This is a genomic window from Asticcacaulis sp. (assembly GCF_020217185.1).
GTDB lineage: Bacteria > Pseudomonadota > Alphaproteobacteria > Caulobacterales > Caulobacteraceae > Asticcacaulis.
Window position 1 is genome coordinate 1 of sequence record NZ_JAIWNX010000085.1, and the last position, 10,000, is coordinate 10,000.

Genomic DNA, 10,000 nt, shown 5'->3' on the forward strand with positions numbered 1-10,000 from the left:
AGGCGCTCGATCATCAGCGCCGTGCGGATGCCCTTGGTGACCGCGTCCGGCGTTTCAGGCGCGTCCATCGCGCTTAAGGCCAGCAGCATCCGGTCCGCATAGGCGCGCAAATGTTCGCGCCGCTGTTCGGGGGTCAGAGAGCCAGCCAGGTCCGTCGTCTCGGTCATGCCCCAAAGGGTAACCGCGCTTTTTATGGCGGGGATAGATTTCGCGCCTCTAAACCGGGTGCAGGGGCTGTGCCTCTGCTCGCCGGAGGCTCTGGGTTTGCCACGAAACCGCATAATCGCCCTTGCGGTGACGGGGCTTTTCGTCTAAGGCACCCGCTCTTCGTCTTCGGACGGAGCTAAATCCGTGGAAGGGGCGACCCGCACCACGGCTCACAACGTCCCAAAAGATCGGGACTTTATGGAGATATCCAATGGCTAAGAAAATCCTGGGCTACATCAAGCTCCAGGTGAAGGCCGGCTCTGCCACGCCTTCGCCCCCCATCGGCCCGGCTCTGGGTCAGCGCGGCGTCAACATCATGGGTTTCTGTAAGGAATTCAACGCCCGCACCGAAAACGTCGAAAAAGGCACGCCGCTCCCGACCATCATCACGGTGTATCAGGACAAGTCGTTCACCTTCGTCACCAAGACGCCGCCGGCGACCTTCTTCATCAAGCAGGCGCTGAACCTGAAGTCGGGCTCGTCGAAGCCGGGTCGTGACTCGGCCGGTTCGATCACGCAGGCGCAACTGCGTGACATCGCTGAAAAGAAGATGAAGGACCTTTCGGCTCACGACATCGACGCCGCCGCCAAGATCATCGAGGGCTCGGCCCGTTCGATGGGTCTGAAGATCGTCGATTAAGGGGAATTCTGATGACCAAGATTGCAAAGCGCATTCAGGCCTGGAACGTCGAGGCCGACAAGCTGCACAACCTGACCGACGCTCTGGGCGTCGTGAAGGCCAATGCCAAGGCCAAGTTCGACGAGTCGGTCGAAATCGCCGTCAACCTGGGTGTTGACCCGCGTCACGCCGACCAGCAGGTCCGTGGCGTCGTTCAACTGCCGTCGGGCACGGGTAAGGACGTCCGCGTCGCCGTGTTCGCCAAGGACAAGAAGGCCGAGGAAGCTCTGGCCGCCGGTGCCGAAGTCGTCGGTGCCGAAGACCTGGTCGAAAAGATTCAGGGCGGCTTCATGGACTTTGACCGCGTTATCGCGTCTCCGGACATGATGGCTCTGGTCGGTCGCCTCGGTAAGGTGCTGGGTCCGCGCGGCCTGATGCCGAACCCGAAGGTCGGCACCGTGACCCCGAACGTCGCTCAGGCCGTCAAGGACGCCAAGTCGGGTGCCGTCGAATTCCGCGTCGAAAAGGCCGGTATCGTGCACGCCGGCATCGGCAAGACCTCGTTCACGGTCGAACAGCTCGAAGCCAATGCCAAGGCTCTGGTGGACGCCCTCGTGAAGGCCCGTCCGTCGGGTGCCAAGGGTCTCTATGTGAAGAAGATCTCGCTGTCTTCGACCATGGGCCCGGGCGTGAAGGTCGATACGTCCTCCGCGCTCTAAATCGCGCTGACGGGCGGCAAACCCTCATCTGCTTGCGATACGGTGCTCACGTACTGAAGTACGCTGGGCTCCGTTCCTCATCAGCTAACGGTTTTCGCTACGCCATCCCGATTTAACGATTTTAAAAAGCCGCTCCGGCAACGGGGCGGCTTTTTTGCGTCTGACTTGCGGTCTGCCGGGGTGAGGTTTAGTATTTCATAATGGAGGTGTCCCATGTCCGGCAGCGTCAATCTGGGTCCGCATCTGGAAGAAGTGGTCAGCCATCTGATTGCCTCCGGCCGTTACGGTTCGCGCAGCGAAATCCTGCGTGAGGGCGTGCGGATGCTGGAGGCCCGTGAAAACGAGAGCCTCCGACTGAACGATGCCCTGACGCGCGGCGTGTCTGACGTTGAAGCCGGGCGCGTTACCGACATCGAAGAGGTGCGGGCGCGTCTGTTGTCCAAATACGCTTCTGACACATGAAGGTCGTTGTTTCGGCGGCGGCTGAGTCAGACCTTGAGGCCATAGCCGACTATATAGCGCTGGACAGCCGGGCGCGCGCCATCAGCTTCGTCAATGAAATCGTGGAGGCGGCTCTAGCGCTGGCCGATATGCCCTTGGCCTATCCTCTGGTGTCAGGATTTGAAGCCTCCGGCATCCGGCGCAAGCCGTTCAGGCGCTATCTGATCTTTTATCGCGTTGAAGCGGCCCGGATCGTGATTATCCATGTCCTGAACGCGGCACAGGACCATCCACCGTTACTGGGCAAAGAAGCGTAGTTTTCTGTCAGGCGGCCACCAGTGCCGGTAAGCCACTGTGGAAGCGGAACTCCGGGTCGGGGTCGTGGATCAGGGCCTGTTCCACCGGGCGGATGGCGTCGATGCGTGCAGCGATGTCATCGGCGTCGCCATAGAGGTGCGCCAGCTTGAGATAGCTGCGGAAGTGGCGGCCTTCGCTGTCGAGCAGGCCTTTATAGAACTTGCCCAATTCGTCATCGAGATGCGGATAGAGCGCCGCGAAGCGTTCACACGAACGCGCCTCGATAAAGGCCGAGATGACCAGAATATCGGTCATCATGCCGGGTTCGCTGCGCCGGACCATTGTGCGCAGTCCGGAGGCGTAACGCGCCGCCGATAGCGGGCGCAGGGCAATGCCGCGCTTTTTGATCAGCTTCATCACCTGTTCGTGGTGGACCAGCTCCTCGCGCGCCAGCCGGCTCATGGCGTCCACCAGCTCGGCATGGGTCTGATACTTAGCCATCAGGTTGATGGCGTTGGAAGCCGCCTTGTACTCGCACGCCTTGTGATCGAGCAGGAGTATGTCCTGATGGGCCAGAGCGGCTTCAATCCATTCGGGCGGTGTCGCAGAGCCCAGAAAGGCCAGTATGTCGTCAAGATCGGTACGCATAGCCTGCCTCTGCCAAATCCGAAGACGGCGCGCAAGTCGCCGCAGGCGGTAAACGCTGAAAGGTCTGGCGGTAGGCCGTCGGCGTGGTCGAAAGCTGTTCGCGGAAATGGTGGCGGAAGTTGGCGGCGCTGCCGAAACCGCAGGTGTGGGCGATGAGGTCGATACTGTCCGTCGTCGCCTCCAGAAGGTCGCGTGCGGTTTGCAAGCGAACCTGCATCAGCCATTTGGCGGGGGTCGTGCCGGTGGCTTCTTCGAAGCGGCGCAGGAAGGTGCGCTCACTCATACCCGCGCGGCGGGCCAGTTGTGCCACCGTGTGCGGCTGATCCAGGCATTCGCGCATATAGTCGAGCAGGGGCCCCAGCCGGTTGCGCTCATATTCGATGGGCACGGACTTCTGAATATATTGCGCCTGACCGCCGTCGCGGTGCGGGGGCACGACCAGACGGCGGGCGACCTTGTTGGCGGCTTCGGGGCCAAAATCGCGGCGGATGACGTGCAGGCACAGGTCGATCCCGGCGGCACTCCCGGCCGAGGTCAGGATCTGCCCCTCATCGATATACAGCACGTCCGGCACCAGCTCGACCTCCGGCCAGTGGCATTTGACGTGCTCAACATATTTCCAGTGGGTCGTGGCGCGCCGCCCTTTCAGCAGCCCGGCGGCGGCCAGCACAAAGGCCCCGGAGCAGATGGTGACGATGCGGGCCCCGCGCGCATAGGCCCTCTGGATCAGCGCCACCAAATCCTCAGGAATAGGCTTGTCCAGCGGCCAGCCGGGGATGATCAGCGTGCCCGCGGTCTCCAGCCACTCGCGCGGCCCTGTGGCCGTGAGTGAGAGGCCCGCCGTCGTGCGGCAGGGACCGTCTTCGACATTGACCACCTGAAAGCGATACCAGTCCGGTCCCATCTCCGGACGTTCCAGCCCGAACAACTCAACGGCAATCGAAAACTCAAACAAGGGCATCCCGTCGAAGGCGAGGGCGCAGACATCGTGATTGAGCAGGGGCTTTGGCATAATTTTGCCTTTCAGTGCAATATCTGCCAAAAGCCATAGCGCTGAACCGCGGCCAACGCAATAAATGTCAGGGGCCTCTTGCTTTTGCGGCGACTTACGGGTAAGGGAGCCGCCTCGGTGTGGGAATTTCGGTTTCCCTCCGTTCTGTCCGAGACCTTCGTGGGAGCAGGGGCCGCCTGTTCCATAAGTTTCCGGTAGCCGCCGGAACCCGAATATAGACGGGACGCGAAACGCCTCTAGGATTTCATGTCTGCCTTAAGGGCAGCGTGGTCTGGTTGCCTTTGCCTCTCATCATGGACAGTGACTTTGCCGTTCCGGGTAACCGGGACGTTTAAGTCGTTTCACCTTTGCGGGATTGTCCCGCAAAGCAATCCTCAATTGGAGGCCACAATGGACCGCGCTAAAAAAGCCGAATCGATTGAAGAGCTTAAGAGCGTCTTCGCCGAATCCGGCTCCGTGGTTGTTGCCCAGTATTCGGGCATGACCTTTGTGGAAATGGCTGATCTGCGTCTGCGTCTTCGTAAGGAAGGCGCGGTTCTCAGAGTGTTCAAGAACCGTCTGGCTCAGAAGGCTCTGGCTGGCGCTGCGGGTGAACAAGGCGATGCCCTGTTCAAGTTCCCGACCGTGCTCGCCTACGCCAATGATCCGGTGACGGCCGCGAAAATCGCCGCCCAGTACGCCAAAGAGAATGACAAGTTCAAGATCGTTGGCGGCATCATGGAAGGGACGACCGTCCTCGACGCCAATGGCGTCAAGGCTCTGGCCACCCTGCCGTCGCTGGACGAACTGCGTGGCAAGCTCATCGGTCTGCTTCAGGCCCCGGCGACCAAGGTTGCTGGCGTGCTTCAGGCGCCTGCCGGCCAACTGGCTCGCGTTTTTAACGCTTACGCGACCAAAGAAAACGCCTAACAGCTCATTCCCAACCCATCTCATCCTTAAGGAAATACCATGTCCAAACTCGAACAACTGGTCGCCGACCTGTCCGCCCTGACCGTTCTGGAAGCTGCTGAACTGTCGAAGCTCCTCGAAGACAAGTGGGGCGTCTCGGCCGCCGCTCCGGTCGCCGTCGCTGCCGTAGCCGGTGGCGCTGCTGCCGCTCCGGCTGAAGCCGTCGAAGAGCAAACCGAATTCACCGTCGTCCTGGTTGACGGCGGCGACAAGAAGATCAACGTGATCAAGGAAATCCGTGGCATCCGTTCGGAGCTCGGCCTGAAGGAAGCCAAGGACCTCGTCGAAGGCGCTCCGCAGACCGTCAAGGAAAACGTTTCGAAGCAAGAAGCGGCTGACATCAAGAAGAAGCTGGAAGACGCCGGCGCCAAGGTCGAAGTTAAGTAATTTCGCCTTTCTTCGGGAAGTTAAAACAGAAAGCCCGGATCGCAAGGTCCGGGCTTTTTTACATTTCCGGGGCAGCCTTGCGTTTGCGCCTCGGCTGGATGGTCTTGCCCAGGTGGCGGCTATAGACCTGCGTGAACTCCGCACCAAAAAAGAAGATCTGCGTCGAATAGTAGATCCACACCAGAAGCACGATCAGCGACCCGGCCGCTCCATAGGCCGAGGACAGGGCGCTTTGCCCCAGATAGAGGCCGATCAGTTGCTTGCCGAAGCTGAACAACACGGCGGTAATGACCGCGCCGACCCACACATCGCTCCATTCGATGCGCGCATCGGGCAGAATTTTGAAGGTCATGGCAAAGAGGAAGGTCACCACGCCGAACGACAGGATCAGATTGATCAGGGCCATGACGGGCGCAGGGATATAGGGCGAAATGAACGCGCTGAAGGCCGCCAGCCCCGCCGACACCACCAGAGAGATCAGCAGCAGAAAGCCGATCCCGACCACCAGCGCAAACGACAGAAGCCGTTTCTGGATAAAGACTTTCCAGTGCAGGCGCGGCGGTTCAACGTTCCAGATGTCGTTCATCGCCTCCTGAAGCTGGGCAAAGAAGCCGGTCGCCGAAATGATCAGGGTCACAAAGCCGATGACCGTGGCCACCAACCCCTGTTGCGGATTGAATGCGCCGCTGAGCATGGTCTGCACGGCACCGGCCCCCTGATCGCCGATCAGGGCGCTCAGTTCGGCCATCATATAGCCATTCACCGCCTCACGCCCGAAGGCGATGCCCGCTATGCCTGTGACGATCAGCAGCAGCGGCCCGATGGACAGGATGCTGTAAAAGGCCAGCGCCGCCCCCAGCCGCGGGGCCTTGTCCTCATTCCATTCGTGCAGGGCTTCCAGCAGCATACGCCCCAGCAGGCTGAGGCTCAGGGGCGGACGGGCAGGTGGGGGCGTATGGGTCATAGGGGTATCAAACGCAAAAACGCCGGAAAAAGATCAATCCTTTTCCGGCGTCTTATCCCAAACTTTCGATCAGACCTTATACCAACGGCCGAAGATGCTGACCGCATCCGGCCGTTGAAGACACGAGACTCTCTCATATGTATCAGCGACATGAGACCGTCTCGAACGGAACACCAAGAGTCATTGAGAATGACTCTTGGTATTATTTCAGGTCCGACAGCGCGTTGAAATCATAGCTGTTCATCGCCGTGGCGTCGCCGCTGGTATAGCTGGCCGGGGCGGTCTGAACCACCGGGGCAGGGGCGGGCTGAGCCGGGCGGCTTTGCAGGCAGCGACCCTGGAAGAAGGCCCCGATGTCGATCGACAGGCTTTCGTGCGTGATGTCACCTTCGACATAGGCCGAGGAATAGAGCTTGACGGCCTTACCCGAAATGCTGCCGACGACGCGACCGCGCACTTCGATGGTTTCGGCTTCGACATCGCCTTCGATATTGCCGGCTTCACCGACGATCAGGTGGGCGACCTTCACATTACCGCGCACATTGCCATCGACCTGAAGATCGGCCGTGCCGTTGATATTGCCTTCGATGCGCAGATGCGCGGCCAGAAGCGAGGGGGCGCCACGCGACACAGTGGGGGCCGCCGGAGCCGGGGCCGGAGCGCCGGACGTCTTCATACTGACCGTGGACATATCCAGCGGCGGCGGGGTGTTGGCCTTGACCGGCGCGCGACTGGCGTCGGACTGAGGACGGACGGGTTTGCTAGTTTTGTTGAACATAGTCTCCAGCCTTTACGAAGCGCGCAGGGTTTTGAGGACGGCCGTTGAGCCAGACCTCATAGTGAAGGTGAACACCGGTGGAGCGGCCCGTTGAGCCCATCGCGCCCACCCGCTGACCGACGCCGACGCGCTGACCGGCGCGCACGGCAAAGGACTGCATATGGGCGTAACGGGTCTTGAAGCCGTTACCGTGGTCGATTTCGACGCAGTTGCCATAGCCATTGCGCACCCCGGCAAAGGAGACAATGCCGGGCGCCGTGGCATGGATCGGCGTCAGGAAGGGTCCAGCAAAATCCAGGCCAGCGTGTGTTTTGGGCCGGCGGGTGAAGGGATCGAAGCGCACGCCGAAGCCAGAGGTCATGCGCGTATTGACCGTGGGGCGGGCAAAAGGCAGGACGCGCGACGACTTTTCGAGGCCGCGCATGTCCGAAAGATTGAGCGCCGCACTGCGGATACGTTCGGCAAAGCCTTGATCGACATCGAGAAACGTCGCCAGCTCCTTGGCGTCGCGCGTTTCCAGAAGCGCGCTTGAGCCCGCACCGGCATAGCTTTGCGGATTGAGCCCGGCCAGACGGAAGGCCAGGCGCAGACGCTCGGCGCGCGACTTGGCGAATGTCTCAGCCTTGGACACCATGCGTTCCTGTTCGGCACGCACCGCATAGATACGTTCCACCGGCGGCATGGACGGGTCGATGCGCGCCGGGGCCAGAGCCGGAGCCGCGCCGGGGACGCCTTTGAAATCCTGAAGAATCTGGACCAGCGCGCCGTGGCGCTTTTCGACCGTTTGCGCCAGTTGCTCCAGCGAACCGGAGGAGGCTTCGCTCTGCTTCATCAGCACGTCCAGACGCGCCTGACGGTCAGCGACGAGGCGCTCGGACTGGGCCCGCGCCATCATGATCTGCTTTTCGGCGCCGTTACCGCCGGAAATGGCCATGAAAAAGACCGCCCCGGTGCTCATGGCCAGCCAGGTCAGACCGATGGTGGCCAGTACAGCAAAGCCGAATTGTTTGCCTGTGCTGAGAATGTAACCGTGGGTTTCGTCGCCACTGCGGATGTAAAGATGCCGCTCCGGAAAGGTTTGTTCCAGAGCGCTCCTCAGGCGATGAAAGCTTCTCTTAGGCATAACACCCGCGCCCTTCCACTTGATTTTAATTATGACTTAACCAAATGCGCTTTGGCAAGCCTTAATCGAATCGCCGGATGATGCGCCGCACACCTAACCTGTAATCTGTTTTAAAACAGCAGGTTAAGTTGGGGGTTTTCAGGCGATATGTCCCGTTTTGAGAGGGACAAAATCGCCTGTTTCAAGAAAAGTGCCGCGTAACGGAGTTATTGTGAAAATATTGTGTCAATAGGGAATTTATCCCCTCAGGCGATTTTTGCGCGCAGTGTGTCGAGAACGGCCTCAACGTGGCCCTTGATACGCACCTTGCGCCACGCGGCCTGCACCACGCCTTGCGGATCAATCAGCCAGGTGGAACGGTCGGTGCCCATATAGGTTTTGCCGTACATCGACTTTTCAACCCACGCCCCAAGCGCTTCGATCAGGCCCGGCGTGGTGTCCGAAAGCAGGACAGGCGTCAGGGCGTGTTTCGTTTTGAAGCGGGCGTGGCTGTTGAGATCATCCTTCGACAGGCCGAGCACCTGCGCGCCCAGCGCCTCGAACTGCGGCACGGCGGCGGTAAAGTCGATGGCTTCCTGCGTGCAGGTGGGGGTGTTGTCGGCGGGGTAGAGGAACAGCACGGTCCAGCGGCCTTTGAGGCTGTCCGGCGTCCAGTTTTGGCCATCATCGCCGGGCAGGGTGAAGTCGGGCAGAGGGAAGGGCGCGAATGCGTCGGCTGCGGACTCGCCAGCTGACTTTTTTGACAAATTTTTTGCCATGACAATGCCTTCGGTTAATCTTATGAGAAAAAGAACGCCGCACACTGGCGGTCTTATTGGTTTCGTTTTGTGGTACGCCCGGCGCGTGCGTTCGGATCTTCGTGAATAGCCTGATCACCCAGCTCAGACAACACTGGAGGCTTAGCCTGAGCGGCGTCATTCTGTTGATGGCGCTGGTGTTTGTCGGGTGCCTGTCGCAGGGGCCCATTCGCATTGACGGGCTGCGCTTCCTGATCGTGTCGCGGCTGGAGCGCACCATTCCGGGGGCCGAGGCCAGCCTGAAACACCTCGATCTCGTGTGGTTCCACGACTCCAACGCGCTGGGTCTGCGGTTTGACGACCTGCTGCTGAAGGACAAGGCCGGGCGCACCGTGGCCTCGGCCGATCAGATGGAGGCGGCGCTGGCGCTCGACAGCCTGATCTGGTGGCATCTGGCCCCGGCGCGGCTGACGGCGGACCGGTTTTTTGTGGCGCTGTCGGCGTCACCCAATGGCCGCATCGAACTGGGCTATGAGGCGAGAGGCAATCCCGAAGCCTTTGCGGTTGAGCGCCTCTTCTACGACCTGACCGGCAAGGAGACGCTGGGCCGCCCGCTCAGCTATACGCGCGAGGTCCATCTGACCAATGGCACCCTGGCCTTCCGGCAGGTGGGGACGCCGCTCGACTGGCGCGCCAGTGTGACGCAGATCGACTTTTCCAAACGCAACAGGCTGATCCGCTCAAAAATCGGTCTGGACGTCGAAACGCAGGGGCGCAAGGCCTCACTTATGCTGGACGCGCGGGCGCAGACGGACCTGCGCACGGCCGAGGTTCAGGCCGAAATCCGTGACCTTATCCCGTCGCAGATATTCCCGTCGGCGGGCGCGCTGAAAGGGCTGTCGCATTTCCGCGCGGCGATCAACGGGCGCGGCAATCTGAAATACGCGGCGCGCACCGGCATCGAGAGCGCCTTTCTCGATATTTCTGCCGGCAAGGGCAGCTATGATTTCGGCAAGTCAGCACAGGCTTTTGACGCCTTGAGCCTCAAAGCAGACTACGTCCCTAAAACGCGCACCGTGCGCTTCACCACCTTCCGGCTCGACTCGCGCTACATTGATAC

Annotated in this window: 12 protein-coding genes and 1 pseudogene; 7 read left to right on the plus strand and 6 right to left on the minus strand. The window is 60.7% G+C overall.

Going from position 1 to position 10,000, the window contains the following annotated elements; all coding sequences use genetic code 11:
• Window positions 1–418: 418 nt before the first annotated feature.
• The 4 genes from rplK (at window position 419) to LDL37_RS04210 (ending at window position 2,303) form a co-directional block, all read left to right on the plus strand.
• Window positions 419–847: a 50S ribosomal protein L11 gene (gene rplK, locus LDL37_RS04195; RefSeq protein ID WP_290794811.1), complete on the plus strand. Its 429-nt coding sequence runs from the start codon at window positions 419–421 to the stop codon at window positions 845–847.
• A gap of 11 nt (window positions 848–858) precedes the next feature.
• On the plus strand, window positions 859–1,545 hold the full coding sequence (gene rplA, locus LDL37_RS04200; protein WP_126423912.1) for a 50S ribosomal protein L1: 687 nt from the start codon (window positions 859–861) through the stop codon (window positions 1,543–1,545).
• A 213-nt stretch (window positions 1,546–1,758) separates the two neighbouring features.
• Window positions 1,759–2,007 carry a type II toxin-antitoxin system ParD family antitoxin gene (locus LDL37_RS04205; protein WP_126423911.1) on the plus strand — a complete coding sequence of 83 codons (249 nt, stop codon included), beginning with the start codon at window positions 1,759–1,761 and terminating at the stop codon, window positions 2,005–2,007.
• Entirely contained in the window at window positions 2,004–2,303 is a 300-nt protein-coding gene (locus LDL37_RS04210) for a type II toxin-antitoxin system RelE/ParE family toxin (protein ID WP_290794817.1), read from the plus strand. The genes LDL37_RS04205 and LDL37_RS04210 overlap by 4 nt, the downstream gene beginning before the upstream one ends.
• 7 nt (window positions 2,304–2,310) lie before the next feature.
• Here LDL37_RS04210 and LDL37_RS04215 read toward each other — a convergent pair whose 3' ends face one another.
• Both LDL37_RS04215 and ftrA read right to left on the minus strand, forming a co-directional pair.
• Complete coding sequence (locus tag LDL37_RS04215) at window positions 2,311–2,931, minus strand: tRNA-(ms[2]io[6]A)-hydroxylase (RefSeq protein WP_290794821.1); 621 nt, start codon at window positions 2,929–2,931, stop codon at window positions 2,311–2,313.
• Window positions 2,915–3,943, minus strand: coding sequence for a transcriptional regulator FtrA (gene ftrA / locus LDL37_RS04220; RefSeq protein ID WP_290794826.1), 1,029 nt, complete (start codon window positions 3,941–3,943; stop codon window positions 2,915–2,917). The genes LDL37_RS04215 and ftrA overlap by 17 nt, the downstream gene beginning before the upstream one ends.
• A 390-nt stretch (window positions 3,944–4,333) precedes the next feature.
• On the opposite strand from ftrA, the gene rplJ reads away from it, so the two are divergent.
• Together rplJ and rplL are read left to right on the plus strand one after the other, a co-directional pair.
• A complete protein-coding gene (gene rplJ / locus LDL37_RS04225; RefSeq protein ID WP_013480212.1) occupies window positions 4,334–4,852 on the plus strand; it encodes a 50S ribosomal protein L10 in 519 nt (172 codons plus the stop codon).
• 39 nt (window positions 4,853–4,891) lie between these two features.
• Window positions 4,892–5,278, plus strand: coding sequence for a 50S ribosomal protein L7/L12 (gene rplL / locus LDL37_RS04230; RefSeq protein ID WP_013480213.1), 387 nt, complete (start codon window positions 4,892–4,894; stop codon window positions 5,276–5,278).
• Between the two features lie 58 nt (window positions 5,279–5,336).
• Here the strand turns inward: rplL and LDL37_RS04235 are convergent, their stop codons facing one another.
• From LDL37_RS04235 to LDL37_RS04250, 4 genes are all read right to left on the minus strand, one after another.
• Window positions 5,337–6,242, minus strand: coding sequence for a YihY/virulence factor BrkB family protein (locus tag LDL37_RS04235; RefSeq protein WP_290794832.1), 906 nt, complete (start codon window positions 6,240–6,242; stop codon window positions 5,337–5,339).
• Window positions 6,243–6,444: 202 nt separating this feature from the next.
• A complete protein-coding gene (locus tag LDL37_RS04240) occupies window positions 6,445–7,020 on the minus strand; it encodes a polymer-forming cytoskeletal protein (protein ID WP_290794835.1) in 576 nt (191 codons plus the stop codon).
• Complete coding sequence (locus tag LDL37_RS04245; RefSeq protein WP_290794838.1) at window positions 7,004–8,143, minus strand: peptidoglycan DD-metalloendopeptidase family protein; 1,140 nt, start codon at window positions 8,141–8,143, stop codon at window positions 7,004–7,006. Before LDL37_RS04245 ends, LDL37_RS04240 begins: the two co-directional genes overlap by 17 nt.
• A gap of 245 nt (window positions 8,144–8,388) precedes the next feature.
• Entirely contained in the window at window positions 8,389–8,889 is a 501-nt protein-coding gene (locus LDL37_RS04250; protein ID WP_366509214.1) for a peroxiredoxin, read from the minus strand.
• A gap of 113 nt (window positions 8,890–9,002) precedes the next feature.
• Here LDL37_RS04250 and LDL37_RS04255 point away from each other — a divergent pair.
• A pseudogene (locus LDL37_RS04255) lies at window positions 9,003–10,000 on the plus strand (hypothetical protein); the annotation flags it as partial.

Coding starts and splice junctions, on each gene's coding strand:
- rplK (WP_290794811.1), top strand. CDS start 419: ATGGCTAAGAAAATCCTGGGCTACATCAAGCTCCAGGTGAAGGCCGGC.
- rplA (WP_126423912.1), top strand. CDS start 859: ATGACCAAGATTGCAAAGCGCATTCAGGCCTGGAACGTCGAGGCCGAC.
- LDL37_RS04205 (WP_126423911.1), top strand. CDS start 1,759: ATGTCCGGCAGCGTCAATCTGGGTCCGCATCTGGAAGAAGTGGTCAGC.
- LDL37_RS04210 (WP_290794817.1), top strand. CDS start 2,004: ATGAAGGTCGTTGTTTCGGCGGCGGCTGAGTCAGACCTTGAGGCCATA.
- LDL37_RS04215 (WP_290794821.1), bottom strand. CDS start 2,931: ATGCGTACCGATCTTGACGACATACTGGCCTTTCTGGGCTCTGCGACA.
- ftrA (WP_290794826.1), bottom strand. CDS start 3,943: ATGCCAAAGCCCCTGCTCAATCACGATGTCTGCGCCCTCGCCTTCGAC.
- rplJ (WP_013480212.1), top strand. CDS start 4,334: ATGGACCGCGCTAAAAAAGCCGAATCGATTGAAGAGCTTAAGAGCGTC.
- rplL (WP_013480213.1), top strand. CDS start 4,892: ATGTCCAAACTCGAACAACTGGTCGCCGACCTGTCCGCCCTGACCGTT.
- LDL37_RS04235 (WP_290794832.1), bottom strand. CDS start 6,242: ATGACCCATACGCCCCCACCTGCCCGTCCGCCCCTGAGCCTCAGCCTG.
- LDL37_RS04240 (WP_290794835.1), bottom strand. CDS start 7,020: ATGTTCAACAAAACTAGCAAACCCGTCCGTCCTCAGTCCGACGCCAGT.
- LDL37_RS04245 (WP_290794838.1), bottom strand. CDS start 8,143: ATGCCTAAGAGAAGCTTTCATCGCCTGAGGAGCGCTCTGGAACAAACC.